Genomic DNA, 24,902 nt, shown 5'->3' on the forward strand with positions numbered 1-24,902 from the left:
CGGACGGTCGACGGGCTGGCCCGTGTCGTCAACTCGCTTGCGGGCTGGGCCGATACGCGATCATCGTGACGGTCTTCGCCTGGCCGACGAGCTGCGGCATGAAGACACCGAAGGTGTGCGCGATGCGCACGGCGGTGTCCCAGCGGAGCTGCTCGGCCGACTCCTCGTCCAGCCGCCCCGGGTAGTCGACGCGGAGGGGATCGAACGACGAATACCCCGCCGCGGGACGCAGGTTGTCGCCACAGAGTTCGTCATGGACGCGCAGCTCCAGCGGCCGTCCCGGCACGGCGGATTCGACGCCGACGAGAACCTGCGCAGGGCCGGCGTAGCCGAGCTCTGCGGCGTACGCCTCGGTCAGCTCGAGCGTGTCGATCAGCACCGCCTCGACGTCGCTGAGCATGACGTGGCTGGGCTCCCGGGACCCGTCGTCCAGTTGGCCGGATCGGCTCATGGCCGTGTAGACCCCCGGGCCGGCCAGCCCCATCCGCGCGACGAAGCTCGGGGGTTGGTCGATCGCGAGGGTGGCCTCCGCGCGCTGCTCCGCGTCGAGGAAGACGACCTCGACCAACTCCGGAGCGACCCCGAAGGGGCCGGCCGGGAAGACCCCCCGCGCGCTGGCGCCGGCCAGGAGCGCCCGGGTGGAGACCGGCTGGAGATCCGCACACTCGGTCAGGCGACCCACGCCGATGACCCACGCCCGAGCGTCGCTGTCCACGCTGCCGGCCACGCGCCGATACAGGTCGGCCAGATCCGCGCTCATGCGGCTCCTTTCGGGTAGCGGGAGGTTCCGACGGTCGGGCGCCGCTACGCGGCGGAGGTGGCCCCCGCGTCGCGCAGCGCCTTCGCCAGGTGCCGGTCCGTGCCGAGAATGTGACCGGCGAGCCAGTCCCGAAGAAAGTGAAGCACCTCGTCATCGATCCTGTTGTCACCGGCGGCGAGTCGCGCGCGGAAGGCCTCGACGTCGTCGACCAGGCGACGGTGTTCTGCCCGGTGCACCGCCGCCGACGGGTGCTCCGCCAGCCCGTGCCGGGCCATCAGGTGCTCCTCGAAGTCGAAGTGCACGGCCGTGTACGCCGTGAGCTCGTCGAGCACCTGGTGCGCGACGGGTCCGGAGCCTCGTTCGGCCACCGCCTTCTCGAGGCGGTTGAGCATGGCCACCAGCCGGCGGTGTTGCACGTCGATGTCGCCGAAGCCCACTTCGAGGCCATGGCCCCACGTGATGAGCGCCATCGCTTCCCCCTTTCGTGCCGGCCGATCGACCCCCGATCGACGCGACGTCCGTCCCTCGATCCTCACCCCACGTCAGGCGGGTGGCTAGCGAGGAGGCGTTGTCAACTATTGAAGCCGGTGATCGCCCGCCGTGCCTGCGATCCGCCGACTCCATGCCTATCGGCCCCCTGAGCGCGTCCCGCAGCGAACCGGGGCTCGCGCGGCGACGCAGCGCCGGCCGGGCTACGCCGGTGCGGACGCGCGGTGGCCGGCCGCGCGGTCCTCGGCGAGCCCCGCGAGGCCCCACCGCACGGTGCGGGTGGCCAGCCGGCCGGCGCCGCGCCCCAGGGCGGGCACCGGGGCGCGGTCGGGGAGCTCCAGCATGGTGCGGGCCCAGTCGGGCAGGATGGCGACCCCACCGGCGGCGATGAGCCAGTATCCGGGGCGCGCCGCCGCCGGCAACGGTGGGCGCAGCAGCAGGAATCGGGCCGCCTCGACCGCCGCGTCGGTGAGCTCCAGGTCGGGGCGGAAGGCCTCGAGCTGAGCGTGCAGTTCGGCGACCGACTGCGGCAGCCCGGTCGTGCCGAGCCGCTGCGAGACACTGCCCGCCTGACGCACATAGCGGTCGGCGTCGCCGGGCGACAGCGGGTGGCGCCCGTACGTTTGGTGGGCCGTCAGGAAGCTGTGCGCCTCGGCGACGTGCACCCACCGCAGCAGCTCGGGGTCGTCCGCTCGGTACGGGCGGCCGCGATGGTCCTTGCCGCGTACCCTGGTGTGAATGTCGCGGACCTTGTCGATGATCTCCTGGCCCGCCGCCGCGGTGCCGAACGTGGTGATCGCGAGATAGTCCGCCGTGCGCTGCAGGCGACCCCAGGGGTCGGACTTGTAGCCGCTGTGCCCGGCCACCCCCGCCATCGCCTGCGGGTGGAGCATCTGCAGCAGCAGGGCGGCAACTCCGCCGGCGTACATGGAGGCGTCCTCCTGGACCCGCCAGATCGGATCGCCGGGGGAAAACCAGCGCTCTCCCGGCGTACCCCAGATCAACTCGCCCCGCTCCTGCGCGCCCTCACCGGCGACGCGGTCCCGCAGGGCCTCCCCGATCGCCCGCTGCGCGCGTCCGCCGACCCGGGCGACGACCCGAGCGGCGGCCCGGGCCGTGACGGTTCGTGGCGCAGGTGTCGGCACACGGCGAGCGTACGCCGCCGGGCCGACAGCCCACCCACCGCTGCCCGGGTTTAGCCCGGGCCCGAGGATGATGTGGTGGTGACCGAGCCTTCTCCTCCTGGACGCACCGTCAATCCGGGGCCGGTCCCGGCCGCCGACGTGACCGGAGGAGCCCGCGCGGGGTCGGCCCGGGAGCGCCTCGCCGGGGCGGCGACCGCCCTCGCGGATCGGCTGCCGGGCGGCGGCCAGTGGGCCACGCTCTGGGTCGTCCTTGCCGTGGGCGTCCTGATCATGGGGCTGGCCACGGAACTGGCCAGCGACGTGTACGTGGCCGTCCTCGACAAGGACGGCCTCGCGACCCTCGACGGGCCCGTCCTGCAGGAGATGGTCACGATCCGCCGACCGTGGCTGAACACGGCCGTCACCGTGCTGACGACGTTCGGCGGGCCGGTGGTGGCGCCGATCGTGGCGGCGGTGGTCGTGGCCGTGCTGGGGCTGCGCTGGCGCTCCTGGCTGCCGGTGGTGCTGATGGTCGCGGCCGCCGCGGGATCCGTGACGATGACGGTGGTCGGCAAGCGGTACGCCGAGCGGATACGTCCCGACCACGCGTACGCCGTGCCGCCGTACGAGTTCTCCCCCTCCTTCCCCAGCGGCCACTCCCTGAACGCGGTCGTCGTCGCCGGCGTCGTCGCCTATCTGCTGCTGCGGCAGAGCCGGGCGCGGGGGCATCGGTGCTGGATCGTGCTGCTGACCGTCGGCTACGCCCTCGTCATGGGCGCCTCCCGGGTCTACCTCGGCCATCACTGGTTGACCGACGTCGTCACCGGCTGGCTGCTCGGCACGGCCTGGTTGGCCTTCATCATCACGGCGCACCGGCTGGTGGTGACCGTCGAGCGCAATCGCGCGGGTTCGGTCGTCGTCCGGGCCGATCCGGACGACCCGGAGGCGGCGGCGCTGCTGCGTGAGTACACGGCCGAGGTGGGCTCGCGCCAGCTCGGCCGGCCCGCCACGGAAGCCGAGATCGAGGAGTTCGTGCGCACCAATTCGTCGACGGGGATGCGGCCGCCGGACGGGGAGTTCCTCCTCGTACGGCGGGCGGGGCGGGCGCTCGGCTGCGCCGGCGTCCGGTGGCTCGATGCCTACACGGGGGAGGTGAAGCGGATGTACGTCGCACCCGCGGGCCGTGGCCACGGCCTGGGCAGGGTGCTTCTCGACGCGGCGCACGAGGCGATCCGGCCGTCGGGGCGGAACCGGTCGCGGCTGGACACCCGCGGCGAACTGGGGGAGGCGATCGGCCTGTACCGCGCCGCCGGCTACCGGGAGATTCCCCGGTACAACGAAAACCCTTACGCGCAGCAGTGGTTCGAGGCGGACCTCACGTCGCGTTAAGCGGCTGCGGGCATCCGGCAGGTCAGCGGCCGTTGCGCTCCGTCCACAGGGCGGCGCCGACCCTCGGCGGCGCGGGGGGGTGGATCGCCTACGGTGACCCCCTATGGGGGCAAACACGACGACGCAGCCCGGACGGGACAGGGGTGCGCGACGCGGCCCCGGCAGCGCAAGACCTCGGGGGCGGCTCGCGAGGGCGTTGGCGGCCGGCGCGGCCTTGACCGTCGGCGTGGCCCTGACGGCCGGGGTGGCGACCGGCGGCGGGCCGGTCGTTCCGACGGTCCAGCGCCCGACCGCGGTGGCCATTCCGTTGGCGGGTGCCGTCGGCCCGGTGGGTTTCGTCCAGCGGCGCGGCACGGAACTGGTCCAGGACGGCAGGGTCCTCGCCGGCACGGGCGTGAACCTGTTCGACGCGGCCGCGGGGCCCGGTTGGGCGTGCGAGCACGCCTCGACGGAGGACGAGCTGACGGACGCGTTCGCGGCGTTGCGGGCGTCCGGGGCCCGGGTGGTGCGGTTCTGGGCGTTCCAGACCTACACGGCGGGCGGCACCGACTGGCGCGGCATCGACAAGGTCATCGCGGCGGCGAAGGCCAGCGACGTCCTGCTCATCCCGACGCTCGAAGACGGGCCGGGATGGTGCACGACGGGCCCGACGCAGCAGTCGAAGTGGCAGCTGCCCGGGTATTTCTCGGAGGGCTACCAGCGCCCCTACGGCTCGGCCCAGCTCAGTCTGCTCGACTACGCCGGCGTGATCGCGCAGCGCTATCGGGACGAGCGGACGATCGCGGCCTGGATGATCATGAACGAGGCCGAGACCTCCGAGCGCGCCGCGGACGGCTCGTCGGCTCTGGTCGGCATGGCCCGCACGGTGGCTGCGGCGATCAAGCGGGCGGACCCGAACCACCTGGTGACGCTGGGGACGCAGGGCAACGGCGCGCCCGGGACCTCGGGGCGCGACTTCGCCGCACTCGCCGCGCTGCCCGAGCTGGACTACACCGAGGTGCACGACTGGCCCCGAGAGGGAGGTTCGGAGACCACCGTCCTCGCCGGGGCTGCGCCCGGCGGCCTGCTGCCCGACCCCGACAGCCCCGCCTGCCAGGATCTGACGGCGCCGGTCGCATGCTCCTTCGCGATCGCCCGGCGGGCCGGAAAGCCGTTGGTGGTCGGCGAGATCGGGGTCAAGACGGCGACCGCCGGCGGGCCTGCGCAGCGGGCCCGGGCCGTCGGGGCCAAGGTCCGCGCGGACCTGGCCGCCGGGGCGGCGCTCGTCATTCTGTGGGAGGCCCGCCTGCCGCGGGACGGCGGCGGGGAGGGCTTCGACGTCCGGCCCGGCAGCGGCGATCCCCTGCTGGAGGTCCTGGCTGCCGGCGCCCCACTCCTGCCGACCGATGCCGCGTTCCCCACGGCCGACGGCTCCGACCGGGCGCCCAGCTCACCGAGTCAGGACCTGCCCGCCGGCGCGCCCGGCGGCCCGCCCGCCGGTGCGCCCAGCGCGACGCCGACTCCCCACCCCGCCACGCCAGCTCCGGTGCCAGCTGCGGCGGCCGCGCCGCGGGCTGCTGAGGCCGCCCCGCCGGCGCCCCGGGGGCCCGGTCGCTCGGCGTACGTCACCGTCTACACCTGGTGGGACAACACGCCGCCGGGCAGCCCGATCATCTCCCACCCGATCCTGCACGGCCGCGCGGGGGGCAGCGGAACGTACGACGACCCGGTCACCGTCGCCGTCGGCCACGACCTGTCCACCGGACGCGACGTGCTGGATCTCGCCGCCGGCACGCGGGTCTACCTGCCTAGCCTGCGGCGGTACGGGATCGTGGAGGACACCTGCGGCGACGGTCCGACCCCGCAGTACGGGCCCTGTCACAACACCGCTCAGGCGCGGGCCGACACCGGGCGGGCCGTCTCGATCTGGCTCGACGTGTACGGCGGGGGCGAGGGCGCCAGCTCCGGCCAGGCCGCGGCCTGTGCGGACCGGCTCACCCACGTCGAGGCTGGGGTGCTCGTCGCCCCGCCGCGGGGGCTGCCGGTCGACGCCGGACCACTCGTCAGGGCCGGGGGCTGCGCCGCGCTCCACTGACGGGCAGCGGTCGGGCGTGTCGATCAGCCGAGCGGGTCCGGCAGATCCTGGGAGTGCAGCACGATCAGGTGGGACACGGCGCGGGTGAGCACGACGTACAGGCGCCGCAGGCCGGTCCGCTCGTCCGGTTCGGCGGCCGCGATGGCGGCCGGCTCGACGACCACCACGGCGTCGAACTCCAGCCCCTTGGCCACCGTGGCCGGCACCAGGTCGACACGGTGCTCCACGTCGCCGTGCTCGGCGCCGAGCACGCCGTGGTCGATCCCGGCTGCGGTCAGGGCCTTCGCCGCCCGGCGCAGGTCGGCGTCCGGGACGATCACGCCCACGCTGCCGGGCGTCGCCGCCGCGCCCAGGACGGCCGGCCCCAGCGCCTTGAGGGGGTCGCCGCCGACCCGGCGTACCTCCAGCTGCCCCGCCGCGGCCCGCACCGAGCGCGGCGCGGCCAACCCGGGGGCCATGAGCGGTAGGAGGCGGGCGGCGTAGGCGATCACCGCCGCGGGCACCCGGAACCCGCGCGTGAGCTCCTCGACGTGGCCGTCGGGTTTGCCCAGGTGGGCGAGGGTCTCGGCCCATGACTTGGTGGCCCACGGCGTCGTTCCCTGGGCCAGGTCACCGAGGACCGTCGCGGCCCCGGTGGTGCAGCGGCGACCGACGGCCCGCAGCTGCATCGGGGAGAGGTCTTGGGCCTCGTCGAGGATGACGTGGCCGACGCTCGGCGTACGGTTCAGCAGGTCGGCGAGCTCGTCGAGGAGGACGGCGTCGGCGGGGGACCAGCGCGCGGCCCCGGGCGAGGCTGGCGGCTTCTCCCAGCGCAGCAGGGCCTGTTCGGCGGGGTCGAGGATGCCTTCGGCCGCGGCGGCCAGCCGCGCCGGGTCGGCCAGTAGCCCGTGCAGCACCGCCGGGGCCTTCAGGGCAGGCCAGCAGGCGTTCGCGTAGGCGCGGACGGCGGCGCTGCGGGCCACCGCGTCCTGGTCCCGGTCGTCGGTCATCAGCCCGGCCATCTCCATTTTCAGGAGCACCAGGTGGGCCAGCCGCTGGGGGAGGAGGTCGCGGCCGGCGGCGTACCGGACCCCGCGCCCCGCCAGCGACTCGATGGCCTCGGCGGCGTCGGCGCGGGGTACCCGCCAGACCATCACCCCGCGGGGCACCTTCAGCGTCTCGACGGGGGGACTGATGTGGCCCCATACGGCCCGACGCAGCACCTCGGCCATCCGGGCGTCCCCCTTGAGCCCGGCGCAGGCGACCGAATCGATGCCACGAACCCGGATTCCGGCCTCCGCGCCGACCAGATCGGCCACGGTGGTATGCCGAACGTCCACCTCTCCGAGCGCCGGCAGCACCGCGCCGATGTGGTCGAGGAATGCGCGGTTCGGGCCGATGACGAGGACGCCGCCGCGGGCGAGCCGGTCGGCGTGGGCGTAGAGCAGCCAGGCCGCGCGGTGGAGGCCGACGGCGGTCTTGCCGGTGCCGGGCGCGCCCTGGACGGCGACGGTGGTCGTGGCGTCCGCGCGGACCAGTTCGTCCTGCTCCGGCTGGATCGTGGAGACGATGTCGCGCATCGGCCCGACGCGCGGCCGCTCGATCTCGGCGGCGAGGATGTCGCTGGTCAGGTCCTCCTCGGCGGGGTTGTCGAGGCGTTCCTCCTCGATCGCGGTGATGCGGCCGTGCTCGACGCCGAACCGGCGCCGGACCGCGACGTCGAGCGGGCGGGCGTGCGAGGCCCGGTAGTACGTCGCCGCGACCTCGGCCCGCCAGTCGATGACGACGGGATCGCCGGATTCGTCGCCGATGTGGCGGCGGCCGACGTACAGGCGGGGCGTGTCCCGCGCGAGCGGGTGCGTGGCGGCCAGGTCGAGGCGCCCGAAGAACAGCGCGCTGTGGCCGTCGTCGGCGAGCGCGCGGGCGCGCTGCCAGAGGGTGTGGGCGAGTCGTTCGGCGGCGATCGCGTCGCCGCCCTGGATGTCCAGCGCGGCGGTGCGGTCGCGCATCCGGGCGAGTTGGGCGCGCGCGTACTCCAGGTAGTCCTGTTCCGCGCGCACGTCGGCTTGGGTGGGCATGGGCGGTCACCTCAACGTTCGGTCCGGTGGGGGAGGTGAGACGCAAAGACGCCCATCGTACGCCGAGGGGCGGCGCGGGTCTGCCAGCATCGGCGGGGTCACCGACGCAGCGCGCCCGTGCTGCTGGCGCCGGATGAGATGCAGGAGATCAACCGGGGGGTGCGGCGTCTCTTGGCGCTCGACCTCCCCTGGTGAAGGTGCGAAGGGCGGCCCACCGGGGCTGCGCCGGTGGCCGTTGCTGGCGGTGTCGTCGGCGTCGTCGGCGGAGCAGCCAGATCGCGGCGGCCCCGAGCGCCACGGCGAGCGTGGTGAGCTCCCGCCACCGCCACGCGAACTGGGTCATCGCGAGGCCGAAGGGGTGGGTGCTCGCCGGGCCGGAGAGCGCGCCGGCCGCCCAGGACTGCAGCTCCAGGCCCGCCATGTGGTCGGCCACCACGACGCGCGTTCCGTCGGCGACGAGGCGGACCCCGGCCGGGGTCCAATAGGCGGGGTTCTCGCCGCGCCACAGACCGGGCGCATCCGGCCCGCCGGTGTATCGTCCGGCGACCAGGACCTGCCCGTCGCGGAGGTCGACCGTCCACACGTCATGCGTGGTCGTCCAGTTGGGGTCCACGCGGTCCACCGACAGCAGGCGGCCCGACGGAGCCACGGAGAACTGCGTGTTGGCGCTGCCCAGCCCCTGAGGAAGCGGCACCGGCAGGGTACGGCGCGCCCGTCCCGTGCCGATGTCCACGAAGCTCAGCGTCACCTGCTCGGCGCCGGTCAGGGACGCCGGGTCGCGATCGGCAACGACCAGGGTGGCGGGGTCGCTCCAGCCCACGGGGAACCCGCCGACGTCGAGGGCCTCGGCCGCCTGGCCGGGGGCGAGGAGGACGGCGTGCGGCGTGCGGCAGCCCGCACCGGAACCGGCAGGACAGGCGGTCACGACCACGCGCGGCGGCCCCGGCGCCCAGACCGCCGCCCGGGCCGGGATGGGCGCGTAGATCCGCAGGTCGTCGCCTCGCGTCGTCCGCAGCGGCTCGGTGCTGCTGGCCCCGGTGCGCAGATCGAGGAGCGTCACCGGCCCGCTGCCCGTCGCCTCGCTGCCCGCCGGGTGCGGGTGGAGCCGCTGATCGACCCAGATCAGTAGGGTGCTGCCGTCCCGCGCGAGGGAGGCCACCGAGTCGGCCAACTGCGGCAGCGTGCGGATCCGGCCATCCGGGAGGACGAGGGCGGTCTGGGGGTTGCTCTCGTCGAGCGCGTCGAGCGGCGAGGCATACAGGGACACGACGGCCGTGGCCGGGCCGGTGGGCGCCTCGGCCTGCCGCAGCAGGTAGAAGTGCTCGATGCGCTGCGGGTACGTCGCGGCACCCCCGTCCGGCTGTCGCGCGACGGAGACGAGGGGTTCGCTCCGGACCAACCCGCCGAACACGCTCAGGACCAGCAGCGCCACGCAGGCGAGCAGCGCGGCGGACCGGGTCCGCCGCCGGCGCTGGCCTCGCGCCCACAGCGCCGTTGCCGTGGCCGCCGGGTGGGCGCCGCGGGCGTGGGGCCGGTTCGGGTGTACCGGTGGCCGGGCGGCCAATTCAGTCAGTTCGTGCCGCAGCCGGGTGCTCATCGCGTCCTCCTCGGGGTCCCGGACAGGTACGCCGTCCGAGCCGGCGGTTCCCCACCCCGCTCGTCGAACGGCTCCTCGGCGAGCAGTGTCGGTGCCAGCCGGCGCAGGTTGGCCAACGCCGCCCGGTGGTGGCTCTTGACCGTGTTGACCGAGCAGCCCAGCGCCGCCGCCGTCTCGGCCTCGCCGAGATCCTCGTAGTAGCGCAGCACGATGACAGCGCGCTGGCGGGGCGGCAGGGCCGCCAGCGCCGTTCGCAGCGCCAACCGATCCGGCACCAGGGCGGCGTCATAGGGCGCGGCCGCCTCGGGCAGCTCCCCCGTGCTGCGCTCTCGGCGTCGCCAGGCGCGCCGCCATCCGTCGACCGCGAGGTGGTAGAGCACGGTGCGGGCATAGGCGTACGGCGCGGGGTCGTCCAGCCGGCCCCATTGTGCGGCCACCCGGACGAGGGTGTCCTGCACCAGGTCCTCGGCGTGGCTGGGGTCCAGCAGTTTCGCGGCGCCGAGCAGCCGCGGGGTCGCCGCGGCCACGAACGCCGTGAAATCCTGCGGTGCCCCGCCCGCCATGTCGCCACCCTCGTCCGCGCTCAGCTCACCCAGTCTTACGGGGTAGCCCCGGCCGGCGGGTGAGCCGCGACGCGAGCGGTTGCGAGGAGCCGCCCTAGGCTGACGGGCATGGATGCTGCGGTGCCCGGCTGGTGGCGGTCGGCGGTCGTCTATCAGGTCTATCCGCGCTCGTTCGCCGACGCGGACGGCGACGGCATCGGCGACCTGCGGGGGATCCTCGACCGGCTGGACCACATCGCCGGTCTCGGCGTCGACGTGCTGTGGCTCTCGCCGGTCTACCGAAGCCCGATGAAGGACAACGGGTACGACGTGGCCGACTACCGTGACGTCGACCCGTTGTTCGGGACGCTAGCGGACCTCGACGAGCTCATCGCCGCGCTGCACGCCCGGGGCATGAAGCTGGTCATGGACGTCGTCTTCAACCACACCTCGGACCAGCACCCGTGGTTCCGCGAGGCGTTGACCGGCCCGGATTCGCCGAAGCGGGACTGGTACTGGTTCGCCGACCCCCGTCCCGGCCGCGCGGCCGGGGCGCCGGGGGCCGAGCCGACCGACTGGCTGAGCTTCTTCTCGGTCCCGGCGTGGACCCTCGACGGCGCCTCGGGGCAATACCACCTCAACCTCTTCACCCCCGAGCAGCCCGACCTCAACTGGGAGAACGACGCCGTCCGCGCCGAGCTCTACGACACCCTGCGCTGGTGGCTCGACCGCGGGGTCGACGGCTTCCGCCTCGATGTCATCAACCTGGTCAGCAAGGACCTGCCGCTGCGCGACGGCGTACCGATCCCCGGCACCGACCGCGGCGACGGGGCGCCGTACGGCGACGGCTCGGCCCAGTACGTCTGCGGGCCGCGGATCCACGAGTTCATGGCAGAGATGGCGGCGGCGATCGCCCGGCCCGACCGGGCGGTGCTGCTCGTCGGGGAGACGCCGGGGGTGAGCACCGCGCACGCCGTACGCTTCACCCGCCCCGAGCACGCCGAGCTGTCGATGATCTTCCAGTTCGAACACATGCACGTCGACCACGGGCCGGGCGGCCGGTACGATCCCGTGCCGCTGGAGCTGGCCACGCTGAAGGCGACGATGTTTCGCTGGCAGCGCGAGATGGCCGCCGGGGACGGCTGGGACGCGCTCTATTGGGACAACCACGACCAGCCGCGCGTGGTGTCGCGGTTCGGCTCCGACGCCCCCGAGCACCGGGTCGCCTCGGCGAAGGCGCTGGCCACGGTCCTGCACCTCCTGCGGGGGACGCCGTTCGTCTACCAGGGGGAGGAGCTCGGGATGACGAACTTCCCGTTCGCCGCGATCGAGCAGGTCGACGACGTGGAGTCGCGCGGCGCGTACGCGCTTGCGCTAGCAAGCGGTCGTGCGTCGGAGGCGGCGCTGCGCGCCGTGCAGGTGATGAGCCGCGACCACGCGCGGACGCCGATGCAGTGGGACGACTCTGCCCAGGCGGGGTTCACGACCGGTACGCCGTGGCTCGCCGTCAACCCGAACCACGTCGAGATCAACGCCGCCGCGCAGGTCGGCGACGAGGGCTCGGTGTACGCGCATTACCGGCGGCTGATCGCGCTGCGGCACGAGCTGGCGGTGGTCGCCGACGGCGACATCACGCCACTGCTGGAGGAGCACCCGACGATCTGGGCCTACCGGCGCAGCCTCGGCGCCACCCGGCTGACGGTGGTGGCCAACTGCGCCGACGAGCCCTGCGACCTGCCCGGTGACGAGGCGCTGTTCGCGGGGCTGGAGGGCGCCCGGCCGGTCCTGGTCTCCGGCGCCCCGTCGTCGGACAGCGGTGCGGCCCACCCGGCCCGGCTGGCGCCATGGGAGGCTCGGGTCTACCTCGCCGGATCGGCCCTGCAGTCCCCCTCGTCGCCCTAGCCCCTGCCATCTAGGCAGCCGCGTGCCGTGGATCCGACCCGGCTGGGGCGGCTGGTGGGAAGGTTGACTCCTGAGGAGATGAAGGAGGTCGACGCGGCGATGCGACGGGTCTTGGCGCTCGACCTCCCGTGGTGACGCGGGAGGCTCCTGGTCCGGCGGACATCGCGCCGCCGGAGCGGTTCAACATGAGCCGGTACTGCGTCGGCCCCGCCCCGCACCGCCCGCCCGAGAAGGTCGGCCTGATCGTCGCGCACGGCGGCGGGCTGGGAGGCGCGGTGGACCCGGCGGCCTTCGAGCGGTGGACGTACGGCGAGCTGGCCGCGGCCGTCGGGGCCTGCGCCCGGGGACTGCTGGACGCCGGGCTGCGGCCCGGGGATCGCCTGGTGTTGCGGTTGCCCGGGCAGAGCACCTACCCGCTGCTGTTCTTCGGCGCCATCGCGGCCGGGATCATCGCGGTGCCGACGTCCAGCCAGCTCACGCCCCGGGAGTTCCGCTTCGTGGTGGAGGACTGCCGGGCGGCGGCGGTCGCCCTGGAGGATCCCGACGCCTCGCCGGGGCCGCCGGCCATCACGCCTGAGGACGTCGCGCGCTGGCGGCGTACGCACTCTCGCGACGAGGGCCAGCCCGCCTTCGCGGACACCGCCGCCGACGACCCGGCGTTCCTCGTCTACACCTCCGGGACCACCGGCTCGCCCAAGGGGGTCCTGCACGCCCAGCGGAGCGCGTGGGGACGGCGGCCGATGTACGCCGGGTGGTACGGGCTCAGCGACTCCGACGTGGTGCTGCACGCCGGCGCGCTGAACTGGACCTACACGCTCGGGGTCGGGCTGACGGACCCGTGGGCGGTGGGGGCGACGGCGGTCGTCTACGACGGGCCGCGCGATCCGGCGATCTGGCCCCGGCTCATCGAGGCGACCGGCGCGACGATCTTCGCGGCCGTGCCGGGGGTGTACCGCCAGTTGCTCCATTCAGGCGCAGACCTGAATTCCCTGGCTTCGTTGCGGCATGGACTCACCGCCGGCGAGGCCCTGTCGCCCGCGCTGCGGCAGGAGTGGCTCGACGCCACCGGTCGCGACCTGTACGAGGCGCTCGGCATGAGCGAGATCTCCACGTTCGTCAGCTCGTCGCCGACCACGCACTCGCGGGCCGGTTCGCCCGGCCGGCCGCAGCCGGGGCGGCGCATCGCGGTGCTGCCGGTGCTCGACGATCAGGGGACCGCGACCTCGTCGTCTGGGGCGGCGCCCGCTCCCGACGTACCGCTTCAGGACGGCGAGGTCGGCCTGCTCGCGGTGCACCGCAGCGACCCGGGGCTGATGCTCGGCTATTGGGAGCGGCCTGAGGAGGACGCGGCCAGCACGCGGGGCGACTGGTTCATCAGTGGCGACCTGGTGCACCTCGAACCGGACGGCTACCTGGTCCATCACGGCCGCGATGACGACGTGATGACGTCGATGGGGTACCGGGTCTCGCCGCTGGAGGTCGAGGCCGCCTTGGCCCACCACCCGGCGGTGGGGGAGGCCGGGTGTGCTGAGGTCGAGGTCAAGCCCGGCGTCCGGATCATCACCGCGTACGTCGTGCTGGGCCCAGATGCGGATCCCCGGCTGCGCGAAGACCCTACGGCGGGTGCGGCGTTCGAGCGCGAGCTCATCGCGCACGCGCACGACGAGCTGGCGGCGTACAAGTGCCCGCGCCGCGTCGTCGTCGTCGACGACTTGCCCCGCACCGCCAACGGCAAGATCCGCCGCCGAGACCTGCGCGCCGCCCCGTCGCCCGCGCCTCGCGAGAGCTGACTCCCGTCAGGGCGGGTGGACTCTCGTACGCACGAGAGTTCACCCACCTTCGCGAGAGCTGACTCACGTCAGGCGGCCGGGCCCAGCGGGCGGCGGTGTGGTGCGCCGCTCACCGGCCCCCTTTTCCTCGACTGCCGCCCGGTTTCCCCGACTGTCGCCCGTTTTCCCCTACTGGCGCCCGCGTTGAGGGAGGGCGGCAGTAGGCCAAAGAGGGCGCCAGTGGGGCTAAGGAGGCACCGTTCCCCGACTGGCGCCCGCGTTGAAGGGGGGCGCCAGTGGGGCAAAGAGGGCGCCAGTGGGGCCAAGGAGGCACCGTTCCCCGACTGGCGCCCGGTTTCTCCATCTGACGCCCTGTTTCCCCTACTGGCGCCCGCGTTGAAGGAGGGCGCCAGTGGGGCAAAGAGGGCGGCAGTCGAGGTGACGTCCCCCGGAGTGGTGTAAGTCGCCGGGAGTGTCCTCGTTGATGTGAGGAGGCCATCGCGTGAGTCTTTGCGTGTACCCGCCAAGGAACACGTGAAAGGAAGCCACGCGATGGCCCTGTCTCAGTCTGCCCTGCTCGAGATCCTGGATGCGATCAAGGAGGCCGATGTGGCCGATCGGGTCCGGGAGTCGGCCGCGACGATCTACCAGGCGTTGATCGAGGCCGAGCTGACCGCGGTGATCGGCGCCGAACCCCACGAGCGCACCGATGCCCGCACCGGGCAACGCAACGGTCACCGGTCACGGACCCTGTCGACGTCCGCCGGGGACCTGGAGCTACGGATCCCCAAGCTGCGGGCCGGCTCGTTCTTTCCCTGCCTTTTGGAGCGGCGTCGCCGGGTCGACCAAGCCTTGTACGCCGTGGTGATGGAGGCCTACCTGCACGGGGTGTCCACCCGCAAGGTCGATGACCTGGTCAAGGCCCTGGGAGTGGACGCGGGGATCTCCAAGTCTGAGGTCTCCAGGATCTGTGTCGACTTGGATGAGGAGGTCGCCGCGTTTCGCGGCCGTACCCTCAAAGGCGAGGCGTACCCGTACGTGTTCCTGGACGCGACCTACTGCAAGGCCCGCGTCAACCGTCGGGTGGTCTCCCAGGCGGTGGTGGTCGCCACCGCGGTGCGCGCTGATGGCAACCGCGAAGTCCTGGGCTTCGACGTCGGCGACAGCGAAGACGGGGCGTTCTGGACCGCGTTCCTGCGCTCGTTGAAGGCCCGCGGCCTGCACGGGGTGCAGCGGGTCATCTCTGATGCCCACGAAGGCCTCAAGGTCGCGATCGGGTCGGTGTTCGCTGGCGCCAGTTGGCAACGCTGCCGGGTGCACTTCCTGCGCAACGTCCTCACCAGGGTCCCGAAAGGCAACGCCGAGATGGTCGCCGCCGCGATCCGCACGATCTTCGCCCAACCCGACGCTGAGCACGTCCACTCCCAGCTCGACATGATCGCCACCATGCTCGGCCGACAGTTCCCCGCCGTGGAGGTGATGCTCACCGACGCCAAACAGGACCTGCTCGCGTTCACGTCCTTCCCGGTCGCGCACTGGAAGAAGATCTGGTCCACCAACCCCCTGGAGCGGGTCAACAAAGAGATCAAACGCCGCACCGACGTCGTCGGCGTCTTCCCCAACCCCCCAGCCCTGCTGCGGCTGGCCGGCGCAGTCCTGGTCGAGATCCACGACGAATGGGCCGTCACCGACCGCCGCTACCTCTCCGAAGGATCCATGAAAGCCATCACCACCACGACCAAGGAGGTAGCGCCCACCACCGCGCTGACGGCATAGTCAACACCAGCAAAGACTCCCGCGTCGGCTACTTACACCACGCCAAGGGACTCACCCGCAGTCGAAGAAGAAGGGCGGCAGTAGGCCAAAGAGGGCGCCAGCGGGGTGAGGGCAGGGTCAGCCGTCCGGGCTGACGTGGCGCCTTCCTCGGGCTCGCTGTGCTCGACCTTCGTCAGGCGTCTGACATGCGGGCGATCGTGGCCTGCGCGCGGTGCACCACGCCGTACGGCTGATCCGGCACCAAGTCCTCCATGAAGGCGTACCGGCGGCGGACCGACGCCAGGTACGTTCCGCCCCCCTGCGTGTCCCGCAGCGCGTGCCACCAGTCGCCGATGTCGCCCCAGCCCGGCGCGGCCAGCGAGCCGCCGACCTGCTGCACCGCCAGCGAGGAACACAACGCCGCGAACGCCAGCCGGTGCGCCAGCGGCCAGCCCGCCAGTGTCCCGAGGGTCACGGCGGCGCCGAAGACGTCACCGGCTCCCGTCGGGTCCGTCGCCGGCACCTTCAGTGCGGGGACAGCGGCCTCCTCGCCGGTCGTGGAGTCGTACGCCAACGCCCCGAACGGCCCGTTCGTCACGACGGCCAGCGGCACCCGGTCGGCCAGTGCGTAGAGCGCGTCCTGCGGCGTCTCGGTGCGGGTATACGCCATGGCCTCCCCGGCGTTCGGCATGAACGCGTGGCAGCGCGTCAACGCCTCCAGCACCCCCACGTCCCAGCGGCCGGTCGGGTCCCAGCCCACGTCGGCGAAGATCAGCGACCCGTCCTCGTACGCCGCGTCCGCCCACTGCGCCCCCAGCGTCTCGCCAGGGTGATGCGCCGAGAGGTCCATGAGCACGGCCCGCGCCCGTGGCGGCCGCCCGATCATCGTCGAGGGGCACTCGGGCTCCTCGTGGCCGTGGGTCACCATGTTCCGGTCGCCGTCGACGGCGATGGACACCGTCACCGGGGAGTGCCACCCGGGATAGCGCTTCGACGTGGAGAGGTCGATGCCCTCCTGTTCCAGCGTCCGCCAACAGAACTCGCCGTAGTCGTCGTCCCCGAACGCCGCGCCGAGCGAGGTGCGCAGCCCCAGCCGGGAGGCCGCGACGGCCAGGTTCGCGATGCCGCCGGGGCACGAGCCCATTCCCTCGGCCCACATCTCGCGGCCGCCGGTGGGCATGGCCTCCAGGCCGGTGAAGATGATGTCGAGGAAGACCATCCCCTGCAGGAACAGGTCGAAGGGCGGGGCGTCCGCCCCCGCTTGGCGCCGGGATTGCGCGAGCGGGTCGAAGCGGGCGCAGGCGCCCGCCGGAGCGACCGCGGGCTCGGGGACGGGGCCAGGCAACGTGAGTTCCTTCCGCAGGAGGGGGGACCGTACGGCGGAGCTGGTGTCGAGCCGCCCCGCCATTGCGGCGTCCCGACCCCATCCTGTCGGCAGAGCGCGCGCCGAGTGAACCACTCCGGACAATTTGCGGCGCCTTGACCTTCGGGCCTGGGGGCTGCGGGAGTCTGGTGCCAGCGCATACGATCAGGCGCACTTATCGGATGTGAAGGAGCCGACTGATGAGCTCGACGTCACCGCTCAACCCCGCCCTGACCCGCCGCGGGCTGCTGGCCCTGTCGGGCGGCCTCGCCGCGGCCGGGGCCCTCGCCGCCTGCGGCGGCAACACCGGCCGGGAGGGCTCGGCCACCTCCACGGCGGGCTCGGGCGGCACCTCGGGCGGTGGCGGCCCGACGCTGAACAGCTGGTACCACCAGTACGGCGAGAAGGGCACCCAGCAGGCGCTGGAGAAGTTCGCCGCCGACTACAAGGACGCCCAGGTCAAGGTCAACTGGAAGCCGGGCGACTACGACAACACCGTGGTCGCGACGCTGCAGACGGACGGGGCGCCGGACGTCTTCGAATACGGCAACGGCCCCTCGATCGACATGATCAAGGGCGGCCAGGTGGCCGATCTGACGGACCTCTTCGGCGACGCCAAGGGCGACTTCACCAAGGCCCTGATCGACCGGGTCACCTACCAGGGCAAGATCTGGGCGGTCCCGCAGGTCATGGACGCGCAGCTGCTGATCTACCGCAAGTCGATGCTGGACAAGGCGGGCGTGCAGCCCCCCAAGTCGATGGACGAGCTGGTCGCCGCGGCGGCGAAACTCACCTCCGGCAAGGTCAAGGGCCTGTTCCTCGGCAACGACGGCGGCGCCGGCCTGATGGGCGGCCCGATGCTGCGCTCCGCCGGGCTCGACCTGCTCACCGCCGACGGCAAGATCGGCTTCGACGACCCCAAGGCGGCCACGGCGCTCGCCGTACTGCGCAAGATGTACGCCGACAAGGTCCTCCTCCTCGGCGCCCCGAACGACTGGTTCGCCCCCGACGCCCTCACCCAGGGGCTGGCGGCCATGCAGTTCACCGGCCTGTGGAACCTGCCCGACATCCAGAAGGCCATCGGCGAGGACTTCGGCGTGCTGCCGTGGCCGGCGATGACCGGCGGCAAGGCCAACGTGACGATCGGCGCGTACGGCGCGTGCGTCAACGCCAAGGGCAAGAACCTCGACGCCGCCAAGAAGTTCGTCAAGTGGCTGTGGATCGACCAGACGGACAAGCAGGTGGAGTGGGCGACGGCGTACGGCTTCCACGTCCCGGCCCGCAACTCCGTCGCGGACAAGGCCGACAAGCTCAAGAGCGGCCAGGCCGCGGAGGCGGTCAAGCTCATCAAGGACCACGGCTTCGCGCAGTCCCACATGCTGTGGACCCCGAAGAGCCAGACCGCGTTCAACGACGCGATGAGCAAGATCGTCAAGGACGGCGCCGACCCGGCGGCCGCGCTGGCGACCGTGAAGAGCACGGTCCAGGCCGAACTGACCAGGCTCGGCGCGTGAGCTCCGCCCCGGCGGGCGGCGCGCAGGTCCAGGCCGCGCGCCCCTCGCTGGGGCGCCGCCTGCGCGGCCGCGGCGACGCCAACCTCTGGTTCTGGGTGTTCGTCGGCCCGTTCGTGCTCGGGCTGCTGTTCTTCATCTACATCCCGATCGCCTGGTCGATCTACCTGTCCTTCTTCGAGGCGCGCAACACGGTCTCGCCCGCGCCGGACGCCTTCGTCGGCCTGGGGAACTACCGGGACATGCTGGGCGACCCGGCGTTCGTCGACAGCCTGCGCACGTTCGCGGTCTTCGCGGCCTTCATCGTGCCGGTCACCTTCGCGTTGTCGCTGGCCACGGCGGTGCTCGTGGCCCGCACGCGGGTGGCGCAGGCCTTCTTCCGGTCGGTCTTCTTCCTGCCGACGGCGTGCTCGTACGTCGTGGCCTCGCTGATCTGGAAGATGTCGATCTTCTCCGGCGTCCCCTCCGGGCTGGCGAATTCGGTGCTGTCCGCGTTCGGCGCGGAGACCATCCCGTGGCTGTCCGTGACGTCCCCGCCCTGGTACTGGCTCGTCATCGTCTCCGCGCGGCTGTGGCTGCAGGTCGGCTTCTACATGATCCTGTTCATCGCGGGGCTGCAGCGGATCAACCCGACCCTGTACGAGGCCGGGGCCATCGACGGGGCGGTCGGCTGGACGGCGTTTCGGACGATCACGCTGCCGCTGCTGCGGCCCACCTCGGTCGCCGTACTGCTCCTGCTCCTCATCAACGCCTTCCAGGCGTTCGACGAGTTCTTCAACATCCTGTCGACGTTCGCGGGCTACCCGCCGTACGCGCGGCCGCCGCTCGTCTACCTCTTCTACTCGGCGCTCGGTCAGGGGCAGGACTTCGGCCACGGCGGCGCCGGGGCGGTCATTCTCACCGCGGTGATCGCGCTGGTGGCGTTGGTGTTCAACCGCGTGTTCCGGACGGAGGACTGAGATGGCGGTCGTGACGCGGGGCCCGCGCGCCCGGGCCGGGGGGATCGGACGGTACGCCGCGCTCGGCGTGGCCACGGTGCTCTTCCTGATCCCGTTCTCCCTGCTGTTGCGCAACGCCTTCATGACCACGGCGGAGATCGTGTCGCCGGAATGGAACTGGGTGCCGAGCAGCTGGAGCCTGACCAACATGCGGGAGCTGTTCGCCGACCCGACGGTGCCGATGGCGCGCTCGGTCCTGAACTCGGTGCTGGTCTCGGTGATCCAGACCGCGGGGGTGCTGGTGCTCTCGGCGATGGCCGGCTACGGGCTGGCCCGGATCCCCTACCGATGGAGCAACGCGGTGTTCGGCCTGATCGCGGCCACGCTGCTGATCCCGGCGTCGGTGACGTTCGTGCCGAGCTTCGTGTTGGTCTCGACGCTGGGGTGGGTGAGTTCGCTGCAGGGGCTGATTGTGCCGGGGCTGTTCCAGGCGTTGGCCACGTTCCTGTTCCGACAGTTCTACCTGAACTTCCCCAAAGAGATCGAGGAGGCCGCGTTCCTCGACGGGCTCGGCTACTGGGGCACGTTCTGGCGGGTCGTGGTGCCGAACTCGATGGGATTCGGCGCGGCCATCGGCACGATCACGTTCATCGGGGCCTGGAACGCGTTCCTGTGGCCGCTGGTTATCGCGCAGGATTCGTCGGCGTGGACAGTTCAGATCGCCCTGTCGACGTTCATGACCGCGCAGACGATCAACCTGCCGGAGCTGTTCACGGCGGCCCTCGTGGCGATCGCCCCGATGCTGCTGATGTTCCTGTTCCTGCAGCGCTGGATCGTGGAAGGCGTGGAACGCACCGGCATCGCCGGCGACTGACGAGGGTCCCGGCCGGTGAGGCGCCTCCGGAAACAGCGAGAGAGCTCCCGTCCAAACGGGAGCTCTCTCGACTTCAGGTGAGGCGCCTCACGGGGAAATTGACGCCCGACGAGCGGGCCCCCAGGCCTCCGCGCCTCCGGTCAGGAGGTACGGCTGGCCGCCTCGTAGTACGCGGTCGACTCCTTCTGCCACATGAACCACACGGCGCCGGCGCCGACCAGGACTTCCAGCACGCTGAGGATGAGGTTGAGCGGCTCCCGGCCGGCGGGCTGTGACATCCCCCAGACGAAGCTGAGCAGCGACAGCCCGAAGAAGATCGTCGACAGGATGCGCGCCCAGGACCGGCCCTTGGCGTTCATCACGGCCATCAGCCACCACAGCCCGGCGAAGATGACGGCGGTGACGACGCCGCCGATGGTGCCGAACTGAACGGCCCGGTCGAGGTCGGCCGGCGTGAACGAAACCCCTGCCTCTTCCAGGGACTTCCTCGTCGCCTCGCGGATGGCATCGCCCTGAGTCAGCCCCAGCAGGCCGGCGACGAGGGACAGCCCGGCGCCGATCTTCATGAGCAGGACGGCCTTGTCGATGGCCGGCGGTCGGGTCACCGGGGCGGGCGTGTAGTAGCCGCCCTGCTGGACCTGGTCGCTGCCGTACTGCGGCTGCCCGTACTGCCCGTACTGGGGCTGATCGCCGTGCTGCGCGGGCTGACCCGGCTGGCCGTACTGGGGGGGCTGGCCCGGCTGGCCGTACTGCGGGGGCTGAGCCGGCTGGCCGAACTGGGGCTGCTGGCCCGGCTGGCCGTACTGCGGCTGGTCACCCGGCGGCGGATACGTGGGTTCGGTCATCGCATGAGGTCCTTCGGTGTCGTGGGTCGCCCCGAATGTCGACCCTCACCAACCACCTTGGCACCGCCGAGGGGCCGGGCACATCCGCCACGCGGAGGGTTTGCCCAGCTCCGCCTGAGGGCGGAGGGTCGGAGGGCGCCCGCCGATCAGGGCCGGCGCGCGACGGCGTACAGGGTCTTGGCGATGCGGAACCCGGGGTCGGTGCGCATCTTGAGGCCGACCTCGGCGACGTACGACGCGCGCAGCCGGCCCACGTCCTCCTCGGGGAGGGTGGCGAGCTCGGCGCGGGCCATCCGCTGCTGGATCTCCCAGGCCCGGTCCATGTCGGCCTCGCTGAACTCGACCTGACCGGGGGTCGTCACGATGTCCACGAAGCCGGCCGCGGTCAGCGCGTCGTGGCACTGTTCCGGCGTGCCCAGCCGGGCGGAGAGGTTGGTCAGGGTGAGCCCGTAGGCGCGGGCGTGCAGTCGGAACAGCTCGCCGGGCGGGGGCTCACCGGTGAGCATGGTCGAGAAGGCGACGAATCCGCCGGGCCGCAGCACGCGGTGCCATTCGCGCAGCGCGTCCGGCGGCCGCATGTAGAGCAGCCCGGCCCCGCACAGCACCGCGTCGACCGACCCGTCGGGCAGCTCCAGGGCCATGGCGTCCCCGAGGATCGGCTCGATAGGGGCCCGCTCGGGCGCGGGCGGGCAGTGGCGGGTCAGCTCCGCGAGCATCCCCTCCGAGATGTCGACCGCGGTGACGCTCCCGCTCGGCCCTACCCGCGCGGCGGCCTCCCGCGCGACGAATCCCGTGCCGGCGGCGACGTCGAGGACGTGGCTGCCCGGCACCAGGGGGCTGGCGGCGACGAGCTGCTCGGCGTAATTGCGGTGCCAGTCGCTGCGGCCGTAGTCCGCGGCGCGCTCGTCGAACGCATCGCGCAGCGCGCTGCGGGTGGGCAGCGCGATGACGCCGATCCAGTCGTCGTAGCGCCCCGCGCGGATCCGGGCCTCCTCGACGATCCAGCCGGCGTCCATGAGGGTGCGGGTGAAGTCCTCGGGCTGCCAATACGTGTACCAGCGCGAGGTGCCGAGCTTCTCCGTGCTCCAGCCTTCGCCGTGGCCGATCTTCACGCTGGCGACCAGCACGGTCTCGTCGCCGTAGGCCTCGTGCAGGCGCGCGAGCACGGCGGGGGTCTCGTCGCGGGTCAGGTGGGGCAGGACGGCGTTGGCGAAGATCACGTCGACGTCCCGGGTGGGCGGGGGGTCGAGCCGTACGTCGTAGCGCAGCGCGTCCGGGAAGTCATGCCCCCGCAGGTAGTCGACGAAGCCCGCCGTACCGTCCGTGGCGATGACGTCGAACCCGGCGGCCCGCAGGTGACAGGCGTCCGAGCCGCCCGCGGAGCCCACCTCGAGCACCCGCGCGCCGGGCGCGAACACGTCCCCGGCCATGCTCCCGAGCCAGCGGGCCAGCGCGCTGGGTTCGGTGGGGGTCTTGGCGAGGTAGGTCGCGATGTTGGCCTCGTAGGCGGCGAGGGTCGCCTGATTTACGTCCAATCGGTTGCCTCCTCGCCCTGCGGTGGACCCGTCTCGCGCCGCGCACATGGTCGCGTGAATCGCGCGGCCGCGCCAGCTCCCATGTCCAGAACGAACGGCAAGACGGAAAAGTTGTCGCAGGTCAGCCCCGGCGCCGCCCGTTCGGCGCTCGAGTGCGATCGAGGTTTCCCGCGGGCACCCGAGCGCCAGGGCGCCGGGCCCCGGGCCCCGGGCGCGGTCAGACCTGGGGGCTGCTCGTGAAGTGGGGCTGACGCTTGGCGAGGAACGCCCCGATGCCCTCCTGGGCGTCGGCGGTCACCGCCGCCGCGGCCATGACCTCGACGGCCAGGTCGTACGCGGCCCGCTGGTCCAGGTCGATCTGCGCGTAGAAGGTGCGCTTGCCCAGCGTGCGGCTGTAGGCGCTGCCGCGGGTCACCCGGGCGACGAGGTCGGCGACGGCCGCGTCGAGCTGGTCGTCGGGGACGACGGCGTTGATCAGCCCCCACCGCTCGGCCGTCGCCGCGTCGATGACGTCCCCCGACAGGGCGAACTCGAGCGCGCGCTTGCGGCCAACGTTGCGCGCGACGGCGACGAGCGGCGTGTGGCAGAACAGCCCGCCCTTGCCGCCGGGGATCGCGAACCCGGCCGAGGCCGCGGCCACGGCCAGGTCGCAGGTGGCGACGAGCTGGCAGCCCGCGGCCGTGGCGAGGGCGTGGACTCGCGCGATCACCGGCTGGGGATCGCCTGGACCGTGTCCATCATCTCGGTGCACTGGCGGAATACCGCGCGGGTCGCCGCCAGGTCCGCCCCCGCCATGTCGGCGAAGTTGTGCCCCGCCGAGAAGACCGGTCCCGCCGCCGCGAGGACCACGGCGAGCGCGTCGCTCTCGCCCGCCTCGCGCAGCGCCGCCGTCAGCTCGCCGAGGGTCTGGACGGACAGGGCGTTGCGCTTGTCCGGGCGGCTCAGGGTGATCGTCGCGGTGCTGCCGGCGCGGGTGAGGGTGAGGTTCTCGTACGTCGTCATGGACGCCATCCCACCACGTCGGGGGCGGGGAACGCCCGGTCGCCGAGCCCGGTCGAGGGCGGTGCCGAGCTCGGCGGGTTCGCCGGCTTGGCCGGCTTGGCCGGCGCGGGGGCCGCCTTGGTCGGGCAGGTGGCCTGCAGCGCGGCGATGAGGAAGTCGTTGAATGTCGTGGAGTCCTTGGTGTAGTCCCGGCCGTTGTAGGCGAGCACCACCTGCCGCGTACCGTCCGGGGAGGTGAAGGCGTACGACATCGTGCCCAACGACGCCCCGGTGTGGCCCAGCGCCACGCCCGGCTTCCCGTCCGGCCCGGGGCACGGATCCCCGACCGCCAGGAGGCCCAGCCCGTACGTGCTGCCCGCCACCGGCGGCTTGGCCATGGTGAGCACCGTGGCCGGCTTGAGGAGCTTGCCGGTGACCAGCGAACGGTAGAACGCGCTCAGGTCCTTGGCGGTCGTGACCACGGCGCCGGCGGGGCCGAAGAAGCTGGGCTGGAAGGTGTTGAGGGCGTAGGGCTTGTCGGCGATCGCGTACTCCGTCAGATGGCGCGCCGGCCACGCGGGGGTGCTCGCATAGGTCGTATGGGTCATCCCGGCGGGGGCGAACACCCGCTTCGCCAGCAGCTGGGCGAGCTGCTGGCCGGTGGCCTTCTCCAGCATCATGCCCACGACGACGTAGTTGGTGTTGGAGTACGCGAACTTCGTGCCCGGCGTGAACTGCCACTTCTGGGTGAGCGCCTTCGCGACGAGCTCGGGGTTCGTGCGGGGCCGGGACACGACCTTCAGCAGGCTGGCCATGTCGGGGGACTCCGCGGCGTACGCCTCGTCGAAGTCCGGCATCCCGCTGGTGTGGCTGAGCAGCTGGGCCAGGGTCACCTTGCCGTAGGGCGCCGGCAGCAGCCCGGGAAGCACCTGGGCCACGGGGGTCTGCAGGCTCCAGCGCCCGGCCTCGACCTCCTGGAGGGCGAGGACGCTGACCATCGGCTTGGTGTTGCTGGCGCCGCGGAACAGGTCGGTGGACTGGGCGCGGGAGCCGGCGTCGAGGTCGGCCCACCCGGCGGAACCGGCCCACGCGCCCTCAGCGCCCCGAACATCCGCCACCGCTCCCACGGCGCTGCCGGGCACGTTCCGGGCCACGACGGCGTCGAGCGCGGGCTGCAGGGCCGTCAGGGCGGCGGGCGTAGGTGGTGCCGGCGTTGATGGCGCCGGGTCGGCGGCGTGCGCGGCGCCGGGGAGGGCGACGGCCAGGGCGGTGGCGGTGGAGGTGGCGGCGACGGCCGCGAGCGCCAGCTTGCGCGCGGAGGGGTGCATGGGGGTTTCCTTGCGTCTGGCGCCGCCCCCGATCGGCGACGCACGGGTCCTCAGTCCACCAACCGTGCG

Annotated in this window: 17 protein-coding genes and 2 pseudogenes; 8 read left to right on the forward strand and 11 right to left on the reverse strand. The window is 72.7% G+C overall.

Going from position 1 to position 24,902, the window contains the following annotated elements:
• Positions 1-28: 28 nt before the first annotated feature.
• The 3 genes from IPK37_08335 to IPK37_08345 all read right to left on the reverse strand — a co-directional run bounded on the left by IPK37_08335 (position 29) and on the right by IPK37_08345 (position 2,310).
• A complete protein-coding gene (locus IPK37_08335; protein QQS02310.1) occupies positions 29-760 on the reverse strand; it encodes a hypothetical protein in 732 nt (243 codons plus the stop codon).
• A 44-nt stretch (positions 761-804) separates the two neighbouring features.
• Positions 805-1,230, reverse strand: coding sequence for a hemerythrin family protein (locus IPK37_08340; GenBank protein QQS02311.1), 426 nt, complete (start codon positions 1,228-1,230; stop codon positions 805-807).
• A gap of 222 nt (positions 1,231-1,452) precedes the next feature.
• A complete protein-coding gene (locus IPK37_08345; protein ID QQS02759.1) occupies positions 1,453-2,310 on the reverse strand; it encodes a DUF2236 domain-containing protein in 858 nt (285 codons plus the stop codon).
• A gap of 162 nt (positions 2,311-2,472) precedes the next feature.
• Here IPK37_08345 and IPK37_08350 point away from each other — a divergent pair, with 162 nt between their 5' ends.
• Together IPK37_08350 and IPK37_08355 are read left to right on the forward strand one after the other, a co-directional pair.
• On the forward strand, positions 2,473-3,762 hold the full coding sequence (locus IPK37_08350; GenBank protein QQS02312.1) for a GNAT family N-acetyltransferase: 1,290 nt from the start codon (positions 2,473-2,475) through the stop codon (positions 3,760-3,762).
• A gap of 226 nt (positions 3,763-3,988) precedes the next feature.
• A complete protein-coding gene (locus tag IPK37_08355; protein QQS02313.1) occupies positions 3,989-5,836 on the forward strand; it encodes a cellulase family glycosylhydrolase in 1,848 nt (615 codons plus the stop codon).
• A 23-nt stretch (positions 5,837-5,859) separates the two neighbouring features.
• Here the strand turns inward: IPK37_08355 and IPK37_08360 are convergent, their stop codons facing one another.
• The 3 genes from IPK37_08360 to IPK37_08370 all read right to left on the reverse strand — a co-directional run bounded on the left by IPK37_08360 (position 5,860) and on the right by IPK37_08370 (position 10,053).
• Complete coding sequence (locus tag IPK37_08360) at positions 5,860-7,893, reverse strand: ATP-binding domain-containing protein (GenBank protein ID QQS02314.1); 2,034 nt, start codon at positions 7,891-7,893, stop codon at positions 5,860-5,862.
• A gap of 148 nt (positions 7,894-8,041) precedes the next feature.
• The gene (locus tag IPK37_08365) at positions 8,042-9,490 is read right to left on the reverse strand and encodes a hypothetical protein (GenBank protein QQS02315.1); all 1,449 of its coding nucleotides are present in this window, start codon (positions 9,488-9,490) and stop codon (positions 8,042-8,044) included.
• Positions 9,487-10,053, reverse strand: coding sequence for a SigE family RNA polymerase sigma factor (locus IPK37_08370; GenBank protein ID QQS02316.1), 567 nt, complete (start codon positions 10,051-10,053; stop codon positions 9,487-9,489). Before IPK37_08370 ends, IPK37_08365 begins: the two co-directional genes overlap by 4 nt.
• A gap of 108 nt (positions 10,054-10,161) precedes the next feature.
• On the opposite strand from IPK37_08370, the gene IPK37_08375 reads away from it, so the two are divergent.
• The 3 genes from IPK37_08375 (at position 10,162) to IPK37_08385 (ending at position 15,479) form a co-directional block, all read left to right on the forward strand.
• The gene (locus IPK37_08375; protein QQS02317.1) at positions 10,162-11,934 is read left to right on the forward strand and encodes an alpha-glucosidase; all 1,773 of its coding nucleotides are present in this window, start codon (positions 10,162-10,164) and stop codon (positions 11,932-11,934) included.
• A 185-nt stretch (positions 11,935-12,119) separates the two neighbouring features.
• Entirely contained in the window at positions 12,120-13,724 is a 1,605-nt protein-coding gene (locus tag IPK37_08380; protein QQS02760.1) for an AMP-binding protein, read from the forward strand.
• Between the two features lie 531 nt (positions 13,725-14,255).
• On the forward strand, positions 14,256-15,479 hold the full coding sequence (locus IPK37_08385) for an IS256 family transposase (protein ID QQS02318.1): 1,224 nt from the start codon (positions 14,256-14,258) through the stop codon (positions 15,477-15,479).
• 172 nt (positions 15,480-15,651) lie between these two features.
• On the opposite strand, the gene IPK37_08390 is transcribed toward IPK37_08385, so the two are convergent.
• Positions 15,652-16,866 (reverse strand): carbohydrate kinase family protein, encoded by a 1,215-nt coding sequence (locus IPK37_08390; protein ID QQS02319.1) that lies wholly within the window; start codon positions 16,864-16,866, stop codon positions 15,652-15,654.
• Positions 16,867-17,021: 155 nt separating this feature from the next.
• Between IPK37_08390 and IPK37_08395 the strand changes: the two genes are divergently transcribed.
• Genes IPK37_08395 through IPK37_08405 form a run of 3 tightly spaced genes read left to right on the forward strand, consistent with a single transcriptional unit; the run spans position 17,022 to position 20,144 of the window.
• A complete protein-coding gene (locus tag IPK37_08395) occupies positions 17,022-18,335 on the forward strand; it encodes a sugar ABC transporter substrate-binding protein (GenBank protein QQS02320.1) in 1,314 nt (437 codons plus the stop codon).
• A gap of 47 nt (positions 18,336-18,382) precedes the next feature.
• Positions 18,383-19,291 carry a sugar ABC transporter permease gene (locus tag IPK37_08400; GenBank protein QQS02761.1) on the forward strand — a complete coding sequence of 303 codons (909 nt, stop codon included), beginning with the start codon at positions 18,383-18,385 and terminating at the stop codon, positions 19,289-19,291.
• 1 nt (position 19,292) lies between these two features.
• On the forward strand, positions 19,293-20,144 hold the full coding sequence (locus IPK37_08405) for a carbohydrate ABC transporter permease (GenBank protein QQS02321.1): 852 nt from the start codon (positions 19,293-19,295) through the stop codon (positions 20,142-20,144).
• Between the two features lie 611 nt (positions 20,145-20,755).
• Here the strand turns inward: IPK37_08405 and IPK37_08410 are convergent.
• The 4 genes and pseudogenes from IPK37_08410 to IPK37_08425 all read right to left on the reverse strand — a co-directional run bounded on the left by IPK37_08410 (position 20,756) and on the right by IPK37_08425 (position 24,833).
• Positions 20,756-20,971: pseudogene (locus IPK37_08410) on the reverse strand (DUF4333 domain-containing protein).
• A gap of 164 nt (positions 20,972-21,135) precedes the next feature.
• Positions 21,136-22,524 carry a class I SAM-dependent methyltransferase gene (locus IPK37_08415; protein QQS02322.1) on the reverse strand — a complete coding sequence of 463 codons (1,389 nt, stop codon included), beginning with the start codon at positions 22,522-22,524 and terminating at the stop codon, positions 21,136-21,138.
• Between the two features lie 217 nt (positions 22,525-22,741).
• Positions 22,742-23,526, reverse strand: a pseudogene (locus IPK37_08420) (enoyl-CoA hydratase/isomerase family protein).
• Positions 23,523-24,833, reverse strand: a complete 1,311-nt coding sequence (locus IPK37_08425; protein ID QQS02323.1) for a beta-lactamase family protein — start codon at positions 24,831-24,833, stop codon at positions 23,523-23,525. Before IPK37_08425 ends, IPK37_08420 begins: the two are co-directional and overlap by 4 nt.
• Positions 24,834-24,902 lie beyond the last annotated feature (69 nt).

It is taken from the genome of Austwickia sp. (assembly GCA_016699675.1).
In the GTDB taxonomy this organism is placed as follows: domain Bacteria; phylum Actinomycetota; class Actinomycetes; order Actinomycetales; family Dermatophilaceae; genus Austwickia.

Excerpts from the sequence above, each read along its gene's own strand:
- IPK37_08405 (QQS02321.1), top strand. The coding sequence starts at position 19,293 with ATGGCGGTCGTGACGCGGGGCCCGCGCGCCCGGGCCGGGGGGATCGGA.
- IPK37_08425 (QQS02323.1), bottom strand. The coding sequence starts at position 24,833 with ATGCACCCCTCCGCGCGCAAGCTGGCGCTCGCGGCCGTCGCCGCCACC.
- IPK37_08370 (QQS02316.1), bottom strand. The coding sequence starts at position 10,053 with ATGGCGGGCGGGGCACCGCAGGATTTCACGGCGTTCGTGGCCGCGGCG.
- IPK37_08375 (QQS02317.1), top strand. The coding sequence starts at position 10,162 with ATGGATGCTGCGGTGCCCGGCTGGTGGCGGTCGGCGGTCGTCTATCAG.
- IPK37_08340 (QQS02311.1), bottom strand. The coding sequence starts at position 1,230 with ATGGCGCTCATCACGTGGGGCCATGGCCTCGAAGTGGGCTTCGGCGAC.
- IPK37_08380 (QQS02760.1), top strand. The coding sequence starts at position 12,120 with ATGAGCCGGTACTGCGTCGGCCCCGCCCCGCACCGCCCGCCCGAGAAG.
- IPK37_08365 (QQS02315.1), bottom strand. The coding sequence starts at position 9,490 with ATGAGCACCCGGCTGCGGCACGAACTGACTGAATTGGCCGCCCGGCCA.
- IPK37_08335 (QQS02310.1), bottom strand. The coding sequence starts at position 760 with ATGAGCGCGGATCTGGCCGACCTGTATCGGCGCGTGGCCGGCAGCGTG.
- IPK37_08395 (QQS02320.1), top strand. The coding sequence starts at position 17,022 with ATGAGCTCGACGTCACCGCTCAACCCCGCCCTGACCCGCCGCGGGCTG.
- IPK37_08385 (QQS02318.1), top strand. The coding sequence starts at position 14,256 with ATGGCCCTGTCTCAGTCTGCCCTGCTCGAGATCCTGGATGCGATCAAG.
- IPK37_08390 (QQS02319.1), bottom strand. The coding sequence starts at position 16,866 with ATGGCGGGGCGGCTCGACACCAGCTCCGCCGTACGGTCCCCCCTCCTG.
- IPK37_08360 (QQS02314.1), bottom strand. The coding sequence starts at position 7,893 with ATGCCCACCCAAGCCGACGTGCGCGCGGAACAGGACTACCTGGAGTAC.